Annotated in this window: 21 protein-coding genes, 1 tRNA gene and 1 pseudogene; 9 read left to right on the forward strand and 14 right to left on the reverse strand. The window is 65.6% G+C overall.

Going from position 1 to position 20520, the window contains the following annotated elements; genetic code table 11:
• The first annotated feature begins 30 nt into the window (after positions 1-30).
• Positions 31-954: a site-2 protease family protein gene (locus tag EYW42_RS02125; protein WP_202613784.1), complete on the forward strand. Its 924-nt coding sequence runs from the start codon at positions 31-33 to the stop codon at positions 952-954.
• Between the two features lie 82 nt (positions 955-1036).
• Here EYW42_RS02125 and EYW42_RS02130 read toward each other — a convergent pair whose 3' ends face one another.
• The 9 genes from EYW42_RS02130 to EYW42_RS02170 form a co-directional block, all read right to left on the reverse strand.
• On the reverse strand, positions 1037-1588 hold the full coding sequence (locus EYW42_RS02130) for a DUF7261 family protein (protein ID WP_310732937.1): 552 nt from the start codon (positions 1586-1588) through the stop codon (positions 1037-1039).
• Positions 1576-1980 (reverse strand): DUF7262 family protein, encoded by a 405-nt coding sequence (locus EYW42_RS02135; protein ID WP_135533606.1) that lies wholly within the window; start codon positions 1978-1980, stop codon positions 1576-1578. The genes EYW42_RS02130 and EYW42_RS02135 overlap by 13 nt, the downstream gene beginning before the upstream one ends.
• Complete coding sequence (locus EYW42_RS02140) at positions 1973-2653, reverse strand: DUF7263 family protein (RefSeq protein WP_135533607.1); 681 nt, start codon at positions 2651-2653, stop codon at positions 1973-1975. The genes EYW42_RS02135 and EYW42_RS02140 overlap by 8 nt, the downstream gene beginning before the upstream one ends.
• Positions 2650-3096, reverse strand: a complete 447-nt coding sequence (locus EYW42_RS02145; RefSeq protein WP_135533608.1) for a DUF7266 family protein — start codon at positions 3094-3096, stop codon at positions 2650-2652. Before EYW42_RS02145 ends, EYW42_RS02140 begins: the two co-directional genes overlap by 4 nt.
• Positions 3089-3844 (reverse strand): DUF7289 family protein, encoded by a 756-nt coding sequence (locus EYW42_RS02150; protein ID WP_135533609.1) that lies wholly within the window; start codon positions 3842-3844, stop codon positions 3089-3091. The genes EYW42_RS02145 and EYW42_RS02150 overlap by 8 nt, the downstream gene beginning before the upstream one ends.
• Complete coding sequence (locus EYW42_RS02155; RefSeq protein ID WP_135533610.1) at positions 3841-5763, reverse strand: type II secretion system F family protein; 1923 nt, start codon at positions 5761-5763, stop codon at positions 3841-3843. The genes EYW42_RS02150 and EYW42_RS02155 overlap by 4 nt, the downstream gene beginning before the upstream one ends.
• Entirely contained in the window at positions 5760-8117 is a 2358-nt protein-coding gene (locus EYW42_RS02160; RefSeq protein ID WP_135533611.1) for a type II/IV secretion system ATPase subunit, read from the reverse strand. Before EYW42_RS02160 ends, EYW42_RS02155 begins: the two co-directional genes overlap by 4 nt.
• A gap of 183 nt (positions 8118-8300) precedes the next feature.
• Positions 8301-8684, reverse strand: a complete 384-nt coding sequence (locus tag EYW42_RS02165) for a hypothetical protein (protein ID WP_135533612.1) — start codon at positions 8682-8684, stop codon at positions 8301-8303.
• A 77-nt stretch (positions 8685-8761) separates the two neighbouring features.
• Positions 8762-9505: a ThuA domain-containing protein gene (locus EYW42_RS02170; RefSeq protein WP_135533613.1), complete on the reverse strand. Its 744-nt coding sequence runs from the start codon at positions 9503-9505 to the stop codon at positions 8762-8764.
• A 201-nt stretch (positions 9506-9706) separates the two neighbouring features.
• Between EYW42_RS02170 and EYW42_RS20050 the strand changes: the two genes are divergently transcribed.
• From EYW42_RS20050 to EYW42_RS02190, 4 genes are read left to right on the forward strand one after another with little or no spacing between them, the layout of a single operon-like run.
• Positions 9707-10663, forward strand: a complete 957-nt coding sequence (locus tag EYW42_RS20050) for a DUF4129 domain-containing protein (RefSeq protein ID WP_135533614.1) — start codon at positions 9707-9709, stop codon at positions 10661-10663.
• A complete protein-coding gene (locus tag EYW42_RS02180; RefSeq protein WP_135533615.1) occupies positions 10663-11229 on the forward strand; it encodes a DUF7269 family protein in 567 nt (188 codons plus the stop codon). Before EYW42_RS20050 ends, EYW42_RS02180 begins: the two co-directional genes overlap by 1 nt.
• The gene (locus EYW42_RS02185; RefSeq protein ID WP_135533616.1) at positions 11226-12659 is read left to right on the forward strand and encodes a DUF58 domain-containing protein; all 1434 of its coding nucleotides are present in this window, start codon (positions 11226-11228) and stop codon (positions 12657-12659) included. The genes EYW42_RS02180 and EYW42_RS02185 overlap by 4 nt, the downstream gene beginning before the upstream one ends.
• Positions 12656-13156 (forward strand): DUF7519 family protein, encoded by a 501-nt coding sequence (locus tag EYW42_RS02190; RefSeq protein ID WP_135533617.1) that lies wholly within the window; start codon positions 12656-12658, stop codon positions 13154-13156. Before EYW42_RS02185 ends, EYW42_RS02190 begins: the two co-directional genes overlap by 4 nt.
• Here EYW42_RS02190 and EYW42_RS02195 read toward each other — a convergent pair.
• Positions 13153-14103 (reverse strand): AAA family ATPase, encoded by a 951-nt coding sequence (locus EYW42_RS02195; protein ID WP_135533618.1) that lies wholly within the window; start codon positions 14101-14103, stop codon positions 13153-13155. The two genes, EYW42_RS02190 and EYW42_RS02195, sit on opposite strands and share 4 nt — an antisense overlap.
• A gap of 101 nt (positions 14104-14204) precedes the next feature.
• Between EYW42_RS02195 and EYW42_RS02200 the strand changes: the two genes are divergently transcribed.
• Positions 14205-14289 (forward strand) — tRNA-Ser (locus EYW42_RS02200).
• A gap of 107 nt (positions 14290-14396) precedes the next feature.
• Here the strand turns inward: EYW42_RS02200 and EYW42_RS02205 are convergent.
• The 3 genes from EYW42_RS02205 to EYW42_RS19660 all read right to left on the reverse strand — a co-directional run bounded on the left by EYW42_RS02205 (position 14397) and on the right by EYW42_RS19660 (position 17884).
• Positions 14397-15569, reverse strand: coding sequence for a tubulin/FtsZ family protein (locus EYW42_RS02205; protein ID WP_135533619.1), 1173 nt, complete (start codon positions 15567-15569; stop codon positions 14397-14399).
• Between the two features lie 285 nt (positions 15570-15854).
• Positions 15855-17402: a (R)-citramalate synthase gene (locus EYW42_RS02210; protein WP_135533620.1), complete on the reverse strand. Its 1548-nt coding sequence runs from the start codon at positions 17400-17402 to the stop codon at positions 15855-15857.
• Positions 17403-17482: 80 nt separating this feature from the next.
• A complete protein-coding gene (locus EYW42_RS19660; protein WP_135533621.1) occupies positions 17483-17884 on the reverse strand; it encodes a DUF192 domain-containing protein in 402 nt (133 codons plus the stop codon).
• A gap of 83 nt (positions 17885-17967) precedes the next feature.
• On the opposite strand from EYW42_RS19660, the pseudogene EYW42_RS02220 reads away from it, so the two are divergent.
• Both EYW42_RS02220 and EYW42_RS02225 read left to right on the forward strand, forming a co-directional pair.
• A pseudogene (locus tag EYW42_RS02220) lies at positions 17968-18588 on the forward strand (DUF7097 family protein).
• A 110-nt stretch (positions 18589-18698) separates the two neighbouring features.
• The gene (locus tag EYW42_RS02225; protein WP_135533622.1) at positions 18699-19136 is read left to right on the forward strand and encodes a VOC family protein; all 438 of its coding nucleotides are present in this window, start codon (positions 18699-18701) and stop codon (positions 19134-19136) included.
• 67 nt (positions 19137-19203) lie between these two features.
• Here EYW42_RS02225 and EYW42_RS02230 read toward each other — a convergent pair whose 3' ends face one another.
• Entirely contained in the window at positions 19204-19401 is a 198-nt protein-coding gene (locus EYW42_RS02230; protein WP_135533623.1) for a DUF5800 family protein, read from the reverse strand.
• Positions 19402-19548: 147 nt separating this feature from the next.
• On the opposite strand from EYW42_RS02230, the gene EYW42_RS02235 reads away from it, so the two are divergent.
• On the forward strand, positions 19549-20403 hold the full coding sequence (locus tag EYW42_RS02235; RefSeq protein ID WP_135533624.1) for a polymer-forming cytoskeletal protein: 855 nt from the start codon (positions 19549-19551) through the stop codon (positions 20401-20403).
• Positions 20404-20520 lie beyond the last annotated feature (117 nt).

Here is a 20520-nt window from a genome sequence, read left to right on the forward strand (position 1 = left end):
ATACGGCCGTTCGGTTCGACCGGGCGAACGATGAGTCGGACGCTATCGAGTCACGTCACCGCTCTGGAGACGGCGATCAACGAACGTCTCCCGCGCGGTCTGAAAGTCGGCTTTCTCACCCTCTACTGGCACTCCTCGCGCGGGACGACCGCTCTCGACGGCATCGCCGACCGCCCGCTCTGGAAGCGCTGGAGCGACATCGGCGTCGTCACTCTCGTCTCCCTGCAGGTGACGGCGCTCGCACTCGTCGCGACCGCAGCGTATCTGGCGCTCGGCCAGTCCCGCGCGACCGCCTTGAACGACCCGGCGAACACCATCGCCATCCCCGGACTCAACGCGTTCATGCCCGTTGCCGCCGCGCCGTACATCGTCGCCGCACTCCTCGTCGCGACGGTGGTTCACGAGGCAGGCCACGCGCTGGCCTGCCGCGCCGAGGGAATCCCCGTCACCGAGTGGGGTATCGCGCTCTTTCTCGGCGTTGTCCCTCTCGCCGCCTACGTGCTTCCGGGCGAGGCTCTCGATGCGGCGTCCGCGCGCTCGAAACTGCGCGTCTACGCCATCGGCACCTTCCACAACCTGCTAGTCGCCGCCGCCGCGTTCGCCGTGCTCCGCTCGCCGTTTGCCGCCTCGCCCACGGAGGCGTACGTGACGTACTTCGGGTGGGTGTTTGTCGACGGCGCTGCACCGTCGGCGGCGTCGGTGGCGTCGCTCGGCGCGCTCACCAACCTCTGTTTCTGGGTCGCCCTGCTCAACGCCAACGTCGCGCTCATGAACGCGCTTCCCGTCACCGCGCTGGACGGCGGTCGCGTGCTGGCTATCACACTGCAATGGGTCCCGGCGCTGCGCGGTCGTGCGTTCGGGAGGCCGATGCGGGTACTCGTCGTCCACTCCGCGAGCGTTCTGACGGTCGTACTGGTTGCAGTGGCAGTGTTCGCGCCGCTGGTTGGGTTGTAATTGGACCAACGGGTGGACCGGCCCGGTTGCGGACCGTTCCTCGGCCGTGGCGAACGTGGCGAGCCGACAGTATGGATTTAAACTACGACGAGTCCGCCGTCTCCCCGACCGACCGCACCACTACTGTCGACTGTGACCATCCGCGTTCGGTCGTCACACGAACGTCGACGACTACCGCGAGGACGTCCGTCTCGTCGGCGCGCTCCTGGACGACCACGCCGTCTATCGCCTCGCAAGGACCGAATTCCCGGCTCGGACCCGACGGGCAGTTATCCCCCGCCCACCGCTCGGCGGCCGTCCGATTGTAGCTCACTTCGTAGGCTGTCCCCGACTCCACGCGGGCCGAACGCAACGTTTCCAGACCGGGCTGGAGACCGTCGCGGACGTCTCTGACCACGTTCTCTCGCTGCCACCAGTCGTATTCGCCCTGGACGTCCGCACTGGCCTCGTACACGCTTCGTTCGAGCAAGCGCTCGGCGTTTCTCTGGGGGTCGTCGTACTCGACGCTCGCTCGGACATCGGCGTGATAGCCTAACTGGAGGTACGCGAACGCGATGGGGACCAGTGCGAGAGCGAGGACGGCGGCGGCGACGAGCACGAGTTGGCCGCGGTCTTCGCGGGTCACGCGTACCACACCCGGATGGTCACGTCGCCGCCGGTCGTCGTCACCGTTGCTGATCCGACCGCGACCCCGGGCGGTTTCTCGTACCCGATAGCTCCCTGCGGCGTTTCAACGCGGAACAGCAGATTATCCGGTAGAATTCGGTCGACCCGGCGTTCCAGCGCAGCCTTCTCGCGCTCGAACGTCTCCGGCGCGCGGACCACCTCTGCAAGCCGCGTGGCACCCTGATGACGCGGCGACTCGCTCGCGAGCACGGTCGCGGCGTCCTCCGCGTACGCGTCGAGTTGGGGCTCGTTCGTGTCCGCGTCGGGGATTCCGAGTGCGAACGTCGTGAGGACGCCGACGACGAGCACGATTCCGACACCGACCTCGATAGCCGGCAGTGAGAGCTGTGCTCTATCCATCGACGGTCACCGCCAACACCGCCTTTCGGGTCTGTGAAGGGTAGTACGTCACCGTCACGCTCCCGTCCGGAAGTCGGTCCGTCGCTTCGAAGGTGAGCGCCGTGGTCTCGTAGCGCGACACCGAGACCGTCTCGGTTCCGGAGAGGCCGGAGTCGTCGTGTAGGACGACCCGTCCGTTCGCACGGACCGTCCGGACCGTTGTTCCGACAGGCGGTGATAGCTCTACCGTCACGTTTTCCGTCCGCCGCGGAAGCGTCACCGACTGTTCGCTGTTCGAACCGAGTGAGGGCGTTATCGTGACCGCCTCACGCCGCTCGACGAGGACGATCCGTCGGACGGTCGTTCCGCCGTCTACCCGCCCCGTCTGGGCGAGCGTCTCGTCGTCGAGGGAAACTCGGACGGAGCGGTTCTGAACGACGGGAAACAGCGACTCCAGCTCAGCGGCCGTCAACGATGCCGTTTCGCTCCCGTTCAACACGTTCGCGCGGTCGGCGAGCGGGCTGTCAGCTCTGACGAGTCGCTCGGAGAGTCCAGTCGCGATTCTCTGCCCGTCGGCGTCGCGCGTCGCGCCTCCGAAGGCGTCGTCGGCGACGAGCGTTCCGATACCGGCAACAGCCGTCAACGCCAGCAAAGCGACGAGCAGGGCGGGCATGTTCGCCTGGCCGCGAGTCATGTCCCGTCCTCCAGCCGGAGGGAGACCCCGTTGTCGACACGTTCGAGTACCACGACTGTCGCGGCTCCGCTCCGCCAGGTTCCGCTAACCGCAACGACAGAATCCGGTAGCGACAGTCGAGAGCGACCACCCACGTCGGGGTGGGGATGGTCGAGAACGAGTGATTCACCATCGGCCCGAATTCGGTACGGTTCTCCCCGGATCCTGTCAGGCAGGTCGACCCGGATCCGCGCCTCCTGTACTGCGCCACTCACCGGGACGGCCTGCTGGACGCCGTGGCTCGCTCTCGACAGCGTTCGGTCCCCGACTTCCTCTGCCGCAGCGGTCTGATACTCCGGGATAGCGCCGCCGTACAGCGTCGTCGTCAACAGACCGATGTAGAGTACGACTATCGTCGCTTCGAGGGCTTTCCCGACGACCGGCGTCATCGCCCGGTCAGCCATTGTTCACCTCCAGACGCAGGTCGTGGACGATCAGATACGCCGTCCTGTCACCCTCGAACCGCGCGACGACGCTTGATACGCCGTCGTCGTCGAAATCGTGGTCAACGGTGACGACGGTCGCGTTCAGGTCTTCGAAGTACGACCGCCATGCGGTCGGCGTCTCCGTCTCTATCGCGATTCGATACGTCGCATCCCCGAGCGCCCGACGGTCGTGAGAGACGTTCGACCGAAAGACGAGGTCAGTCCGACCGGTCCCACCCGTGCTGACGCCGGTGGCGTTCAGACGGGCGGCACCGATCACGAGGACACCACCGGACCGTCTGCTTGCTGTTATCTGTGGCGGGCGCGACATCTCCGACCCGCCGGTCCCGCCGCGGAGGATCGCCCCGCCGACCGTCCGGACCGTCCGGCCGTCGGATTCGTACACTAACGCACCGACTTCGGTCGTCGTTACGACACCTGTCTCGTCGAGTACGCGTAATTCTCTCGGCTCCGTACGGAACCCTCCGCCGGAGACGGACACCCTAGCGCGGTGGTGCCCGGTCGTTTCGACCGGACGTATCGCCTCGTCCAGACCGTCCGCGACGCGGTCGGCGTCGGCCGTCGCGGCGTTGCTCTCGATGACTGCACCGATGCTTGCGGTCAGCGCACCGAGCGCAACGACGGTGACGCCGAGCAGTATCGCGACGCCGATCACGTTGGACTGACCGCGGTTCGGGTCTCGCTGACCACCGGACGTCGCTCTCATGTCATTCCTACCCCCGAAAAGACGACGTACGCGATACAGACGAGCAAGCCCGAATGGAGCAGTGCATCGTACCGTCCGCGGTTCGCCATGCCAGCGAACCACCCGCTCGCAAGCATCGTCGCCTGGGTCACGACGTAGAACCGCTGTCGCTCGCGGGCGGGTTCTATCGCGTTCGGATCGAGCGTCGACGCTCCCGAAACGCTCGACACCGAGGACAACTGCGTGAACCCATCGATGACGTAGCCGTCGACCGCGACGACGATCCCGACGACGAGCAGTGCCGTCGTCCAGCCGACAGCGACGTACACCAGCATAGAATCCCGGAGCGCCTTCTTCTCGTGATAGAGCCTGCCGACTTCCGTCTGAAGCGTGTCGAAGACGTCTTCGGCGTCGCTGCCGGCGTCTAGGGCACCCGTGACCAGCCCCATCGTCTGTTCGGCGAGCGGTGTTCCGACTCGTTCGACGAAGCGGTCGAGTGCGGCGGTTCTGAGATCGCCGTCGTACGTGGTGAGGTTCGCGTTGAACGCGAGGTCCGCAACGTCGTCGTCGAGAGCGCCGAGGTCGACGTCGCGCGCGACGATGGCGGTCGCTTCCGAGAACGGGCGCCCGAGGCTGACGTGGCCGGAGACGGCGTGAATGAAGTCCTTTATCTCCCGGTCTTTCGCGTCGTCGAGGCGCGCTCGGCGAGCGGCCACCAGACCGACCGGAATTGCGAACGCCGCGTACCCCAACAACGCCACGTTGACGAGGTCGTACGATAGCCACCAGAGGAATCCCGCGGCAGTGGCCGCGAACGGAACACTGACCACCACAGCGCTCGACGGGTTCGTTCCGATCGTTCTCAACGTCGCCAGTGTTCCCCCCGGCCGTCGGTACGACGGAAGTGACTGTCCCGGGGGACGGAACGCACCGACGAGTCCCGCCGCGAGTCCGCCGACGACGAGAACGAATCCGGCGCTTCCGTACACCAGGGCACCCCTGGTCGTGATCGAGCCCAGTGGAGTCGTAAGCGGTCGGTTCAGCTCCGGTGAGAGCACGCTCATCACGGTTAGCACGATAACGAGCAGGGCCGGCAGTACGAGCAGTACGATAAATAGTTCCGCGATCAGTTCGAGAAAGCCAGCGGCCTGCTCCCTCGATCGCTGCTGTCGATGTGACAGCATCCGACTTTCCAGACGCAGGTAACTCGCCAGTTCGTCGGCTCCCTGGTCGGCGTGCTCGCGGAACTTCATGAGGAAGGGAGCCAGGGCGTTCCTCGACGGCGTGTCGCGGGCGACAATCCGCAATCCCTCGTCGAGGCTTCCGGTGAGGGCAGCTTTGTTGAGCGCCTTGCGGACGGCGACGGCGGTCTCGCCGTACGCGTTCCGGTTGTTTGCGACCTTGCGAAGCATGGCTCGCTGTCCGCCGCTACCGGTCGAGAGCGCGTGGAGGTATCTGACCGCGCCCGGGAGCGTCCGACGGATACTCGCTCGCCGCGCACGCGCAAGCCAGCTGAGATACCGACTGCCGAGCGCGACCGTCGCGCGCTTGCCGACACCGCCGACCGCCAGCGCGACGACCAGTGCGATTGCCGTCCGTGGCAGTGACGGGGCCGACAGACGGTTTAGTACCGGTATCCCCTTTTGCAAGAACCCGTTGACCCCCGCAACCGTCTGGTCCGGAACAGTCATTCCGAGGGCGAATCCGACGAACGTGAGCGCGACAAACGACAGCCAGGAGATGCCGTACACCCTGGCGACATACACGCCGAAGCTCACGCGGAGGTCGGTGCCACGGTACTGTTTCCGATCGCCGTCGTGGCGCGCCCGGTCGGCGTGTCGCGAGAACAGAGCGTACAGCACACGGTCGAAAACGGCGGACGGACTTCCCGCTGACCGGAGCGCCAGGTCCGACCGTGTCGGACTCTCTGCCCCCGTCATCTGTTCATACTCTCCTCGGGATAGCCCCCGGAGTCCGGCCGTTCCTGCGACGAGGGCACCGTCGGATCGCTCGTTGGAGTACCGGCCGGCCGCCGGCTACTGGTCGCTCGTTCGACCGTCGCCGCCTCGTTCGTCTCCAGGTCGGCGAGGAAATCAAACAGCGCGTCGAAATCTCGAACGCCCTCGTGTTCGAGATACTGAACGTATCCGTGCTTCCGGTGGAACTCCGCCTCGACGGCCTCGACCGAGCGGTCAGTCCTGTCGGCAAGGCGGTGAAACACGCGAACGTCGTTCCGCCGCGTCTCACTCCCGCCGGGCATGTCCGGATGGGTATACCCGAAGTTGAAGGTCCCGTCGCTCTCGCGCCGGGCGACCGTGTTCCAGCAGATCGTCGTCCCACCTTTCTCGATCGTTCCGCTGTCGTCGTCGGTACGTCGACTATCGTCTAGGCGCTGGTACTCTCGCTCACTGAGGAATTCGACGACGCGGCCGGCGTAGCGGTCACCGTCGACGTGTTTCGGAAACACGACCAGGTCGATCTCGGCCAGAAGGTACGGGGGAAGCCCCTGTTCGACGACACGGTTTACGAGTTTCTCGATGTCTTCCGCATGGGTGGTTCCGATGACGCCGTGGCCGGTGTTGAGGGTCTCCGCGAACGTCCGGAAGCTTTCGGGCGTGTTTATCTCGGCGATCACTTCCACGTCCGGATTCAGATAGTTGCATTCTGTCATCAGGTCGGCCATCGACACCTGCTTGAAGTCGCTCTCGTGGTCGCGGGTCGTCAGGGAAACGCCTGTCTCGTGGGGGAGTCGCACTTCCCGAGACCCCTCGTCGATGCTGATCGGCCGGTCCTCGAACGATATAAACGGCATGTGTGCGTTCATCAGCGTCGTCTTGCCGACGCCGGTCGGCCCGGAGAACAGCACGACGCAGTGGTGTTCGTACAGTTGCCACAGCAGAGCGACCAGTTCGGTCGAGAGGCTACCCCGGTTTATCAGGTCGACCGGCGTCATCGCGTCGGGTGCCTGCTTCCGGATAGAGACGTGCGGGCCGTCCTCGCTGATCACCGGTAGTGCGACGGCACACCGGATCGTCACGTCGTCGTCGACGCCCTCCGGTCGGACGTTCACCTTCGCGCTCGGGTTGCTGGCGTTCAGTTCGGTTCCGTCGGCGGCGGCGATCTGTGTGACAACGTTGACGAACTCGCGTTCGTCCTCGAAGACGAGATTCGTCGGGACTCGCCCATCGTGGTCGACACCCGTCCGCGGGACGACCTTCACGCGTTCGCCGACCCGGTTCGCCTCGACGTCTTCCAGATGTGGGTCGCGGATCGGGATCGTCAGTTTCCCGTGACCGACGTAGTCTCGCAGAACGTAGTAGACGAGATCGGAGAGTCGGTCGTCGGCGTAGCGGCCGTCGACCGGCGGGACACCGAACCCGTACTCCGACAGGGCGGACCGGACGCGATACTCGGCGGCGTCTAGCCACTCGCGGGTGTTGTGCGCGGTGAGTTTCCGGGAGAGAAAGTTCGCTGAGCGGTCCCGGATGAACGCCTCGCGGGGATCGCCGTCGTCGCCGCCGCTCCCGGGGGCGATAACCTCGTCGACGTTCGCTTCCCAGATGCGCTCCTTGCACTCTTCGACGAGCGCCTCGTCTCCGGGCAGGAGATCAGGTTCGAGAACGGCGTATTTCACCGCGAACGCGTCGTTGCCGAGGAGACGTTCGCGGTAGAGGACGACGGGCACGTCGAACCCGCGAAACGGGACGGAGTACGTGTCGATCCGCTCGCTGACGAATCGCTCTATGTACTCCGGGTCGGCGGACAGGTCCGTCGTCGCTGGCGCGTAGTCCTCAGTGTGGACAACCAACCGTTCCCCCGCGGTGTCCGCAACCTCGATCGAGTCGTCCAGTGCGAGCGGGGTCAGGTCGCCGAGACAGCACAGGTTCCGAAGCGCGTAGTACGACACGCGTCGGCGCGCCGTCGGCGTCTCGTCCGTTAACCGTTCGAGAGCCCGTCGGTACTTTTCGGCGAAGCCGTCGGCGATCCGCTCGGCGGTGCCCTCCCGAGTTCTGGGGCGACGGAGGTTCGCTCCGTCGAAGTGGTCGTGGATACGTTCGACCGCGTGCCAGTCGGCGGTCGAGAGATGCGGTTCGCGCACGTCGTACGCGAACGCGTCGTCGGTCTCTCGGACGGTCGCGACCACGTCAGGCCGGAGTTCGTACTGGGCCCGAACGGTCGGTGCGTACCAGGCCTCGGGATCGTCGGGCGGTAACGGCGGCGGAACGGCCTCGTCGGCGTCGTCGTGGTGCTGGTTCTGACCCGACGTGAGTTCCAGTGACGGTGAATCGGACATACCCCGGCCTGCTGCCGCCCCACATTTAAACTTTCACATAATGGTGTTAAAATATTCTGTCGTTGAAGCAGTATAAAACACGTCGAAAGACGAGTCTAGGCAGGCGGTGCGGTGTTTATCTCCGTTCACCTCGTCACCTCCACGCCGCGACAGCGCTCGTCGTGCCCGTTGCGACGACTGCCTTCACCGCAGTTTATCGACCACGTCAAGAGCGATCAGAAGGATGACGACGGTTCTGATGAACGACTGCGAGACGCCGAGCGTCTCGGTTGCAGTCGACGAGAGGCTGACGGCGAACAGCACCCCTGCGAGGGCGACGAGGCCCCACCGCCGGAAGAGACCGTCGTCGTCGGGATTTGGTGCCGCGGGAAGGTCCGCGTACTGTTCGTGCGAGACGGTAAAGACGCGGCCGTCGTGGACCCGGCTTCCCGTGGCGTCGGCGACGAAAAGGAGTGTCACGTCGTCGGCCCCGACTCCCACTACGCGGTAGATGCCGTCCGGAAGGGATCCGTCCTCCGCTCGCACGTGGTCGTACGGAGATGGACTGTCGGATGCGTTCTCAGTCATGATCTGACCGTTTCAGGGCAGGCGGTTATCTTCGGCGGTTCGTTTCGTGGATTCGACGGTGTGCGGTCCTGAATGCGTCAGTGGACGCTCCGATCGTCGTCTGTGTCGATCGGTTCGATAGGGTCGACGTTTTCGACGCCGGGCGCTGGCGCGTCGCTCCCGTCAGCGGCCCACTCGACGGCGTTACCGAGCACCCGCTGGACGGTCTCGTCGTGGTACACCGGATACGTCTCATGGCCGGGCCGAAAGTAGAACAAGCGGCCGTTCCCGCGGTAGAAACAACAGCCCGACCGGAACACCTCGCCGCCTTCGAACCACGAGGTGAAGACGAGTTCGTCGGGGGCGGGGATGTCGAAGGGTTCGCCGTACATCTCCGCCTCGTCGACCTCGAAGTACTCGCCGACGCCGTCGGCGATAGGGTGGCCGGGGTTCACCGTCCAGAGCCGTTCCGTCTCGGCGGCCTCGCGCCACCGTAACGTCCCGCTGGTGCCCATGAGCCGCCGAAACGGTTTCGAAAAGTGCCCCGAGTGGAGTACGACCAGACCCATCCCTGCGAGGACGCGGTCCTGAACGCGGTCGACGACCGCCTCACTCACCTCCTCGTGCGCGTCGTGGCCCCACCACAGCAACACGTCAGTGTCGTCGAGAGTGTCCTCGGGTAGCCCGTGCTCCGGTTCGTCGAGTGTCGCTGTCTCGGCGTCGATACCGCGCTCTTCGAGCGCCTCGGCGATGGTGACGTGAATTCCGTCCGGATATATCTCCGCGACCTGGTCGTGCTCTCGTTCGTGGCGGAACTCGTTCCACACTGTCGCTCGGGTCACGGTCTGGGATCCGACGAAAGGCGACAAAAGGGTCCGGATCTGTCGGCTCCTGCCACCCAAGGATCGCGACCTCGTTAAGTGGCCAATAATGCGCCGTCGTGACAGCACGAATCTGCCGAGACAGGTTCGCTGTCACGCAAGTCCCTATTTTCCACCGAAAACAAGCAGAAAGCCTAAGTCATCGGTGTTTCAAAACCGCCTGTGGATAGAGAGGCCCTCCGTCCGATTCTCGTCGCTATCATCTGCGTTCTCGCCATTTCGGTGGCAGCCGCGACGCTTACGTCGCCGGTTGACACCGAAAGCGGCGGTGGACCACAACCGGAAGGGGCGGGACACGACGGGACGGATGATTCAGAGGGGTCAAGTAGTAGCGACGGCGGCAGCGGCGGTAGTGTTGACGTGCCGAGGGTTCCGTTTTTCTGTGTGGATCTGCTGTCGGGCTCTACGCCGTTCTGGATCGCGGGCGGGATTTTAGTCGTCACGGCTGTCGGGCTCACTCACAAGTACGACGCGGTTGTCGCGTTCGGCCTCACTGTCGGGTTGGCCGTCATCCTCCTCCTGTTCCTCGCGTTCCTGATGGGCAGTTGCGCGGGGCCGGCGCAGCCGGACGTGACGCCACCGGCACCCCTCAACGGTGATATCAACATGAGCGAGAGCGGATCCGGCGGGCTCGGTACGGACGGCGAGGGCGACATCACTGACCCCACCACCCCGTCGATCCTCCTGTTCGCGATCCTCGTTCTCACCGTCGGGATGGTGGTCGGCCTGTACGTGTTTAGCGGCAGGGATACGACCGGGGACGAGGACGCGGACGCAGAGGAAACGGACACGGAGCGACGGTCAGCGATCGGCAACGCCGCGGGCCGAGCGGCCGACAGAATCGAGAACGCCGACGACCTCGAAAACGAAGTGTACCGCGCCTGGCGGGAGATGACCGGCCATCTGGACGTCGACCGGCCCGAGTCGAGTACGCCCGCGGAGTTCGCCGACGCGGCGGTAGACGCGGGGATGACAGATGGCGACGTGGACGAACTGACCCAGCTGTTCGAGGAGGTCCGATACGGCGGGAAAGACCCGACTGACGACCGCGAACAGCGCGCGCTGGCGGCGCTCAGACGGATCGAATCGGAGTACGCCGACGACGGGGGTGACTGGTGATGGGCCGAAGGATCAGCGGGCTCGTCGCGATTATCGGCATCGTGACCGCTGCGCTGGGCTTCGTACTGGTGTTCGTCCCGGAGTACGCCGGCCTCATCAACGCACCTAACGCGTTCGTCACTATCGTCGGCGCTATCGCGCTCTTACAGGGGTTTCGGGCCGTACAGCTCCGCCGACGAAAAGAGGTCGTGGAGTTCGAAACGCCGGATCCCGAGACCCGACCGACGCTGCCGACGCCGGGCGACGAACTCGGCCACAACCTCCGGTCGCACGACCGTCGCCATTCGGATCGGCAAAAGCGGATCGACGAACGCCTCGAAACGGCCGCTATCGAGGGGATCGTGTACGCTCAAGACTGTTCCGAGGACGAGGCCCGCGACGCACTGGAACGCGGGACCTGGACGGACGACCCCGTTGCCGCCGCGTTTTTCACTGACCACGTTCCGGAGTCGACACCGGTTCTGACCAGAATCCGCCACACGATGTCGTTCCGCCTCCGTTTCGACCGACAGCGACGACACGCCGCGCACGCTATCGCCGACCTCCACGGGGTGGACCGAGAATGACATCCCGCGCATCCGCAACCGAATCTGAAGGACCGACTGACGTACCGGATCAGGACGCGAGAGATGTCTCCGAAGAGACGGAAGGCGACGGCGAAACGGCGGAACGCGACGCGGACGAGCGCGCCGAGACGGACGAAAACGCCGCTTCACCCGTTCTCGAGTCCACGGACGCACCGACCCACCGCTGGCGCGGAATCAGCGCTGTCGCCTTCGCCGCCGGCGGTGCTGGGATAGTGTTGAGTCGACCGTCGCTACTGCTCGCCGGGGCTATCGGCGTCGCTTACGCCGCGTACGCACAGGCGGGGACGGTACCCGACGTGGCGCTGTCGGTCTCGCGGACCCTCTCCGACGAGTCGCCGGAACCGGGCGACGAGGTGGACGTCGTCGTCACCGTGACGAACGAAGGGAAGTCGTTCCTTCCCGACCTCCGACTCGTCGACGGCGTGCCGGAACCGCTGGTAGTGACCGACGGCGTTCCGCGTCTCGGGACGGCGCTTCGCCCCGGAGAGTCGGCGTCGTTCGACTACACCGTGACGATGGGTCGCGGGACGCACACGTTCGACCACCTGCTCGCGATAGCGCGTGGGATGAGCGGGACTGTCGAGCGCCGCGTCACCCTGTCTACGTCCGACGAGATCGTCTGCGAGCCGGAGTTCCAACCCATCTCGACGATGGCGCTCCGGGCGCTCACCACGAGACACGCCGGCCGCGTCGAAACTCGGGACGGCGGCGAGGGGATCGAGTTCCATTCGACCCGCGAGTATCGCCCGGGAGACTCGCTTTCCCGAATCGACTGGAACCGCCACGCGCGGACCGGCGAACTCGCAACGCTGCGGTTCAGGCAGGAGCGGTCCGCGATGGCCGTCCTCGTGATCGATTCGCGAGAAGCCGCGTATCTTCGACCGTCGGAGAACGCACCGCACGCGGTCGACCGATCAGTGCAGGCCGCGATGTCGGTGTTTCCGGCACTGCTCAAAGAGAGCAACCGGGTCGGGGTCGCCGCGTTCGGTCCGGGCGACGCCTGGCTACCGCCGGGGCTCGGGTCGGATCAGCGCGCACGAGCCGAGGAACTGTTCACGTCGAACCCGGTTCTGTCGGCGGAGATACCCGATGGGGAGTTTTACTTCGCTATTCAGGCGAAGCGGCTTCGAAAACGCCTCCCCGATGACGCGCAGGTGATCCTGTTCTCGCCGCTGTGCGACGATGGCATCGTTCGCCTCGCACGGCTTCTCGACGCACACGGGCATCTCGTCACCGTGATAAGCCCGGACCCGACGACGACCGAGACCGCGGGACACCGACTCGTCGCCGCCGAACGGATTGCTCGTATCGTCGCGCTACGCGGGGCGGGCATCCGCGTCGCCGACCTGCCCGAGGGAACGGACGTAGAGACGACGCTTGCCTGCGCCGCCCAGCGGTGGTCGCGATGACGGGCGAGATAGACCGCCTGCCGCCGTTGCACAGCGGCGTCGCCGCGGTCGTCATGATCGGCTTTCTCACCCTTCTGGCCGGCATGTACGCCGGACTCGCGGCACCCTTCGGTGTCCTATCCATGTTCGCCGCGGTCGTCACGATGCTTCGCGGGTGGCGACGCACGGCGTTTTGGTCCGGTGGACTGCTCTTTCTCGGCGGGATCGTCGCCGGGATCCAGAACGCACCGACAGTCGTGGTCCTCCTCGTTGTGAGCGGTGCCGTCGTCGCGTGGGACCTCCTCGACAACTCAGTCAGCCTCGGCGAGCAACTCGGCCGGGAAGCGTCGACCGGACGGGCGGAGATCGTCCACGTCGGCGGGAGTGCGGTGCTTGGCCTTGGCGTATCGCTTGCCGGATTCGCCCTGTATTCGGTGGCCGGCGGCGGAATGCCGCTGTCGGCGCTCGTCTTTCTCCTCCTCTCGGCAGTGGCGTTAACGTCGGTGCTACGGAACTAATCAATCGTCGGCACCGGCACCTGGTCGAGAACGCGTTCTATCACGGCGCGTTTGTCGACGTCGTTGACCGTCGCGTCGGGCGTTAGCACGAGACGGTGAGCGAGCACCGGTTGCGCCACGCGCTTGATGTCGTCGGGTGTGACGTAGTCGCGGTTTGCGAGCACCGCTTGTGCGCGGGCCGTCTCGAACAGTCGCTGGGTGCCACGCGGGGAGACGCCGACCTCGGCGCGGCGGTCCTCGCGGGTCGCCCGGGCGACCTTCGCGACGTACTCTAGCAGTTCGTCCTCGATCCGGACCGATTCCGGGACCGACCGCAAGGTTCGGACGGTATCAGTCGTCAGCACCTGTTCGGCGTCGGGGCTCTGGGTGTCGCGGGAGCGCCGGCGTTCGAGCAGTTCCACCTCGCCGTCGAGTTCCGGATAGCCGAGGCTCGTCTTGACCATGAACCGGTCGATCTGGGCCTCCGGTAACGGGAACGTCCCCTCTTGCTCGACGGGGTTCTGGGTCGCGATGACGAAAAACGGCTCCGGCAGGGGGTGGGTGTCGCCGTCGACGGTCACCTGATCCTCCTCCATCGCTTCCAGCAGGGCGGCCTGAGTTTTCGGCGGCGCGCGGTTGATCTCGTCCGCCAGAACGACGTTGGCGAAGATCGGTCCCTCGTTGAAGGTGAACTCGCCGGTGTCCTCGTTGAACACGTGTGTCCCGGTCACGTCGGACGGTAGCAGGTCCGGCGTGAACTGGACGCGACTGAACGAGAGTCCGAGCGCCTCGGCGTACGACCGGGCGGTGAGCGTTTTTCCCGTACCGGGAACGTCTTCGAGCAGCACGTGTCCGCGGCCCAGGACGCCGAGCAACACCGTTTCCAGAAATTCGCGGTCAGCGATGACCGCCTTGCCGACCGTATCGAGAACGGCCTGTGCTTCTTCGTTCGCTTCGCGAACGTCCATGGGTCCCGTACGCACTCCCACCTATTATTCGTGGCGGAGACTCGCGGAACCGGTCCCGAACCGAAACCCATAACATCGAAACCACCGAACCGAAGGATGAAGCCGAGGTAGCCTAGCCCGGCCAAGGCGGTTGCTTCGAGAGCAACTGTCCGCAAGGACACAGGAGTTCAAATCTCCTCCTCGGCGCTTTTCACGACGCAACGCGACGAGCGGAGCGAGTCGCCAGCGTCGTGAAATCTACGGACGTGGAGATTTGAAGTAGCGGACGGTTTCGCCGTCCGCGTGGAGAACTGTTAGAACAGCGGGTCGAGGTCCTCGCCCTGTTCGCCGATCAACTGCTCCTCAGCCTGCGCCGGCCCCTGCGTCGTCTCCTCGATGTTCTCCTGAGTCTCGTTGGCGATTATCTGGAGTTTCGTGACCCGCGGGACTTCCGTGACACCGGAGAGCAACACGGCCGCCGCGACGGAGTCGGACTGGAGCGGGTAGTCACCGCCCCGGACCTCCATCGACCCGGTTTCCTCTTCGAGCCAGCGACGCCCCTCCTCGATACCTTTCCTGCTCAGGTGCTCGGGCGGTCCGGCGACGACCGTCAGTGACCGCTCGGCGCTGTCGACGTCACACGGCAGCGTCAGCCGTCCCAGCGTCGCCTTCCGGATGAGACTGTTGATCCGGTTTTCCGCCTCGCTGGGGTCCGGTTCCGCCGACCCGCCGGTGAACCGGGAGAGTAGGCCCGGGTCCTCCTCTTCGGGCGTGAGTTCCTCGGACGCGTAGCCGACCGTGGAAACGCCGTTGGCTTTCAGCGTGTTGACGATCTCGCTGGCGTCGACGACGCTCTCGGCGATGGCGTCGTCGGTGTTCGTCTCGCCGGCGCTGAAGAGGACGCCGAAGCGACGCGCGATCTCCTCGTTGATCTCGTCGTAGCCCGCCGTGAGCGTCTCGCCGGATTTGCGCCAGGCGTCGTTGTCGAAGACGAGGAGGTTGTCCACCTCTCGGACGAACGTCTGGAACGAGCGGGCGGCGTTCAGCGTGTAGATACCCCCCTCGTCGCTGGCCGGCAGGATACCGAGTCCGTACACCGGCGTCGTGTACACTCGCTTCAGTTCTTTGGCGATGACTGGGCCCGCGCCGCTTCCGGTGCCGCCGCCGAGCGCCGCGACGACCAGGAACGCGTCGACGTGACTCACCGGTACGTCGTCGGTCGCCGCGACGATCTCCGTCGACTCCTCGGCGGCTATCTCCGCCCCGAGTTCGTTGTCGGCACCGACGCCGTGCCCGCCGACCCGCGACTGACCGATGAGGACGCGGTTCTCGACGGGCACGTAGTCGAGTCCCTCCAGGTCGGGTCTGGCAGTGTTGATCGCTGTCGCCGCCGTGATGAAGTCCGCGTCGGCCTGCTGCTCGTACGCCAAGAACTCGTCGACGATCTTGCCGCCGGCCTGGCCGACTGCGATGAGTGCTAGTTTCACTGGTATCCCCTGTCAGCGTGGCCAACATGGATCCGTATGATACTACGTCACAAACACAGATCTGTTGCTGACGGGGTAGTTACCAGATATCGACGAAATACCGACAATATGGTTTCAGACGGCCGATATTCCTCCCTGCAGGCCTGCTATCCACTCGACCGAACGATAGTGGACTGGCCTCGAAAAAACGAAACGATGTCCGCTCATAGGAACTGTTGTAAGTCATTTCGGTATTTCGCCGACACGGGGTCGGCGAATACCGGTACACAGTTACAACAGTCCCTATCAGTCGTCCGCGAGAACGGGCTGGCCGTCCTCGCCGGGAACGGTGAGCAGGCGGTCGAGCGCGTCGACCATCGCACGGACGCTCGCGCCCGTGATGTCCGCGTCGTTCGCGGCCACCGTAACGGAGTGGTCGCCGCGGCTCATTTCCACCTCGACCGTGACGACGGCGTCCGTGCCGCCGGTGATAGCGTCGACGTGGTATGATTCGAGCGTGGCGTTCGCGGCGGAGCCGAGCGCCTCGCGCACGGCGGTGACGGCGGCGTCGACCGGTCCGCTCCCGGTGCCGCTGGCGAGGCGCTCCTCGCCGTCGACTTCGAGGCGAACGCTGGCGGTCGGAGTGCCGCCGCCGCTGGCGGCGGTGAGGCCCTTCAGTTCGACGCGGCGCTCGCGGTCGCGCCCCGTCACTTCCTCAGCGATGGCAAGGAGGTCGGCGTCGGTGACGCGCTTGCCGCGGTCGCCTATTTCCTTGACGCGCTGGACGACCTCTGTGAGTTCCTCGTCCGAGACGTCGACACCGTGTTCGTCGAGGGCGGCGCGGGCACCGGCGCGTCCGGTGTGTTTGCCCAGGACGATCCGGCGCTCGCGGCCCACCTTCTCCGGCGGGTACGGCTCGTACATCTGGTCGTCCTTGAGCGTCCCGTCGGTGTGGATGCCGCTCTCGTGGGTGAACGCGTTCGCGCCCGTGACCGCCTTGTTCGGAGCGGTCTGGACGCCCGTCGCGCGGGCGACAGTCTGTCCCAGGTCGTACAGTTGCGTCGTGTCGACTGTCTCGATGTCGTAGGAGTGGTCAAGCGCGATGGCGACCTCTTCGAGCGCGACGTTGCCGGCGCGTTCGCCGAGGCCGTTGACCGTGGCGTGAATCAGGTCCGCACCCGCGGCGACGCTCGCGAGTGCGTTCGTCACGCCGAGACCCAGGTCGTCGTGGGTGTGCGTGCTGACCGGGCCCAGTTCGGAGAGGCGAGAGATGGCCTCGACCGCCCGTTCGGGGCCGGCGTGGCCCACGGTGTCGGCGTAGCAGACGCGGTCCGCGCCCGCGTCGAGCGCCGCGTCCATGAGGCGTTCGAGGAAGTCGAGGTCCGCGCGTGACCCGTCTTCGCCGATGACTTCGACCCAGAGGCCGTGGTCTTTCGCGTACTCGACCAGGTCCACGGTGTCTCGCACGACCTCGTCGTGGGTCGTGTCGACCTTCGTCTCGATGTGGCGGTCGCTCGCCGGGACGACGAGGTTAACGCCGTCGACGCCGCAGTCTATCGCGAGGTCGATATCGTTGCGGACCCCGCGGGCGAAGCTGGTGATCCGCGCGTCCAGACCGAGGTCGGTCACGCGCTGGATAGTCCGGCGCTCGCCCTCGCCGGTACAGGCGCTTCCGGCCTCGATTACGGAGACGTCGGCGCGGTCGAGCGCCGCCGCTATTTCTGCCTTCTCGTCAGGCGTGAGCGAGATGCCGGGTGCCTGTTCCCCGTCACGTAACGTCGTATCGAGAAGCTGTACGTCCGCACCGTCTTTGAGATTAGTTGATTCGGGAGGAACCCCGAATAAATCGGCCACCGGTCATGAGTAACCAGTTGCTCCTTATCGCCAGGGGACGTATAAACCGTTCGTTGTGACAGATTTTGCGACGCGGCGGATCAAGCGTCGATACGGACCGTGTCGCCGGCGTTTACGCCCGCAGCACCGCCCGCGGCGAGTTCGACGATGGTGTCTGCCGTCGCGGTGGCGACGCTTCGCCACGGGGCGAGCGTCTCGACCCGGGTCACGGTGCCGTCGTCGACCCAAATCACGTCGATAGGTACCCGGACGAACAGCGTATGGATGCCGCGGCGCTTCGTCCCGTCGAAGGGAAAGACGAGCGCGTAGTCTGCCGGCACCTCGGAGCGGAACATCAGACCGCGCAGCCGAGTCCCGAACGAGTCCGCCGTCTCGACGTTCGTCGCGAGCGTTCGGATGGGACCGTTATAGTCGCTCTCGCCGCTGGCTTCCCCCTCTCTGCTGTCGTTTCCGCCGCCGCCCGGATCGTGAACCAGTCGCACGAACGGGGGTCTTCCGGAGCGCGAAAAAGCGTTGCGGTGCGCCCGTCCGACAGTGTCAAAGTGCTCGCCGCCGATCCCCGGGTATGGAGAAGACGCCCGAGGGAACCTCCGTCGGGGTCGACGACCCGTACGAACACGCGGACGTCTGCGACCACCTGACCGACGACGGTCGCTGTCGGTTCGCGTTCGACCACCCCGAACAGGACCGCGACTTCGCCCGGAAACGCCGCGAGGACGAGTTCGCCTGTCCCGTGGTCGACCCCGATGCCGACGTGTCGTGTCCCGGAGAGGAGGCGAGCGGCTGAGGCCCGGGCGGTGATAGCGACCGCGACGAGTCGGCGGTCGACAGCGCCCAGTCTCCAGGCGCCGACTGGGCGTGGGCGGACTGCCCGCACTTCCGGTCGCGCAACAGCGACCGCGAGTGCATCCGCTGTGGCCTAGACGAGCGCCGGATGGCGCACTCGGACGAGCGTCCGCTGCTCGAAGAGCACCACCTCTCGTACTCGCAAGCCGGCGACACGCTTTCTCACGAGATAACCGTCTACCTCTGTCGCTGGTGTCACGCAAAGGTCCACCAGTCCTGGGCACGAGTCACTGACGACGCGTCACCGGACACGGCCGCCATCGCCGCCAAGGAGGAACGCCGGAGCAAGGAGCAGTCGGAACTCGGTTTCGAATCGGCCGCGGACCGCTACGACGAGTAAGCGGTCCTCCCGTGCCGGTTCACGGACGCCGGATCCGCCGCGTGACGCGGCAGTCGAGAGAGACCCGAAACGGCCAGTCGACTTTTCAGCCGTCACGTCGGAGATTCAGTATGAGCGAGTCGCGACCGACGCAGGTCGGCCACGTCCATCTGAAGGTCCGGGATGTCAGCCGTTCCGTGCAGTTCTACACAGACGTTCTGGGCCTGGAGGTCGAGGACGAATACGGCCAGTTCGCGTTTCTCTCGTGGGGGAAACACCACCACGACGTCGCCCTTCAGGGCGTCGGCGAGGACGCCCCGGGACCCGGGCCCGGCATCGGTCTGTACCACGCGGCGTTCGAAGTGGAGACGGCTGATGCGCTCCGGGCCGTCTACCGTCGCCTGCGCGACCGTGAGGTGACAGTCACGCCGGTCGACCACGGTATCAGCAAGGCGCTGTACTTCGACGACCCCGACGGGAACGGGATGGAGGTGTACCTCGACACGCGAACGGCGGATCACGAGGCGTGGGAGGGACAGAACCGTCGGTTCGACCCCGAAGCGCTGTAAGCGGCCAGTCACACCCGAAGCGCTGGGAGCGGCCAGTCACACCCCAAGTGCTTGGAGCGGCCGGCCGCTATCGGAGGATGTCACCGATACGGCGCGGTTCGCCGTTGAGGTCCGGGTTCTCCGCGACTATCTGCAACACCTCGTGGTCGGTCGCGTCGTGGTAGTCCTTCTGAATCGCGTCCTCGATCAGGGCTTTCTCCAGACGGAACTCGGTGCCCTGATACACCACGTCGACACCCTTGTCGTCGAAGGAGAGCGTAGTCATATCGTCCGATACGACGCTTGCGGATAAAAACCTGAAGAAGCGGAACGCGGAGAGACGAGGCGCGGCGGACCGTCGATCAGCGCCGTCGTCAGACGGTCGTCAGACGGTCGCGGGGGGTTTATTATCACGGGACGGAGTGGGTGTAGTGTGTCTTTGAGTACGAATCCCCTCGACGAGTTGGCCATCCCGGACGGGACCACCGTCGAGGAGCACGACCTCGTGACCGACGGCGACGTCGTCGTCGGGAACCGAAGCACCGTCGAGTTCGGCGTCCGAGGACGGAACGTCCTCGCGGGGGAAGGAGTTCGCTTCGGCGGCGATATCGAAGCGGAAGGCGACTCTCGCCTCGACATGTGGTGTGACGTGGCCGGCAACGTCCTCGTCGGCGAGGACGCCTACCTGGGCGAACGGGTCCACGTCGGCGGCCGGTTGATGGTCAGCGGCGACCTGGACATCGGCGACGACGTCGAGATAGAGGAGGGGTTCGAAGCCAACGGCTGGATCGTCATCCGGAACCCGATGCCGACCATCGTCTTCCTGTTCGTCTACCTCTCGCAACTCCTGCGCATCGGCGAGGACGAGGCCGCACAGGAACTCGTCTCCGAAATATTCGACGACGATGACCCCGAACACGAACCGCTGGTCGTCCCGCCTAACGCGACCGTCAACGACGACGCGTGGCGCGTCTCGACGCCCGCGACCATCGGCGACGACTGCCGGATCCACGGCAACATCCGCGCCGAGGAGATAACCGTCGGCGAGGACAACAACGTGTTCGGAAGCCTCCGCGCCCGCGGCGACATCCACGTCGGCCAGGGGACCCGGATCCACGGCGACGTGACGACGCGGAACGGCCAGGTCGAACTCGCCCCCGACGCCGAGGTGCTCGGCGACGTCTCCTGCGGGTCGCTCGAACTCGCTGACGGTGCCGCCGTCGACGGCGCGATGCGCGCGAGCGACGAGATACGGATGTTCCGCCCGGACGGCCGCGAGATCGAGTGATCAGTTCGTTCGCTCGCGGCGCTCGCTCCCCTGCTCGAACCTCTCCTCCTCGCTGACGAGTCCGAACAGGTTGTCGAACTCCTCGTCCGGCAGGCTGGTGCACGTCGTCAAGTTCGC

Origin of the sequence: Halostella pelagica, assembly GCF_004762015.1 — an archaeon.
GTDB classification, from domain to species: domain Archaea; phylum Halobacteriota; class Halobacteria; order Halobacteriales; family Natronoarchaeaceae; genus Halostella; species Halostella pelagica.

What these genes read in the sequence shown, in the direction of transcription:
- EYW42_RS02125 (WP_202613784.1), top strand. Translation starts at nt 31, where the DNA reads ATGAGTCGGACGCTATCGAGTCACGTCACCGCTCTGGAGACGGCGATC.
- EYW42_RS02135 (WP_135533606.1), bottom strand. Translation starts at nt 1,980, where the DNA reads ATGGATAGAGCACAGCTCTCACTGCCGGCTATCGAGGTCGGTGTCGGA.
- EYW42_RS02140 (WP_135533607.1), bottom strand. Translation starts at nt 2,653, where the DNA reads ATGACTCGCGGCCAGGCGAACATGCCCGCCCTGCTCGTCGCTTTGCTG.
- EYW42_RS02145 (WP_135533608.1), bottom strand. Translation starts at nt 3,096, where the DNA reads ATGGCTGACCGGGCGATGACGCCGGTCGTCGGGAAAGCCCTCGAAGCG.
- EYW42_RS02150 (WP_135533609.1), bottom strand. Translation starts at nt 3,844, where the DNA reads ATGAGAGCGACGTCCGGTGGTCAGCGAGACCCGAACCGCGGTCAGTCC.
- EYW42_RS02155 (WP_135533610.1), bottom strand. Translation starts at nt 5,763, where the DNA reads ATGACGGGGGCAGAGAGTCCGACACGGTCGGACCTGGCGCTCCGGTCA.
- EYW42_RS02160 (WP_135533611.1), bottom strand. Translation starts at nt 8,117, where the DNA reads ATGTCCGATTCACCGTCACTGGAACTCACGTCGGGTCAGAACCAGCAC.
- EYW42_RS02165 (WP_135533612.1), bottom strand. Translation starts at nt 8,684, where the DNA reads ATGACTGAGAACGCATCCGACAGTCCATCTCCGTACGACCACGTGCGA.
- EYW42_RS02180 (WP_135533615.1), top strand. Translation starts at nt 10,663, where the DNA reads ATGGGCCGAAGGATCAGCGGGCTCGTCGCGATTATCGGCATCGTGACC.
- EYW42_RS02185 (WP_135533616.1), top strand. Translation starts at nt 11,226, where the DNA reads ATGACATCCCGCGCATCCGCAACCGAATCTGAAGGACCGACTGACGTA.
- EYW42_RS02190 (WP_135533617.1), top strand. Translation starts at nt 12,656, where the DNA reads ATGACGGGCGAGATAGACCGCCTGCCGCCGTTGCACAGCGGCGTCGCC.
- EYW42_RS02195 (WP_135533618.1), bottom strand. Translation starts at nt 14,103, where the DNA reads ATGGACGTTCGCGAAGCGAACGAAGAAGCACAGGCCGTTCTCGATACG.
- EYW42_RS02225 (WP_135533622.1), top strand. Translation starts at nt 18,699, where the DNA reads ATGAGCGAGTCGCGACCGACGCAGGTCGGCCACGTCCATCTGAAGGTC.
- EYW42_RS02230 (WP_135533623.1), bottom strand. Translation starts at nt 19,401, where the DNA reads ATGACTACGCTCTCCTTCGACGACAAGGGTGTCGACGTGGTGTATCAG.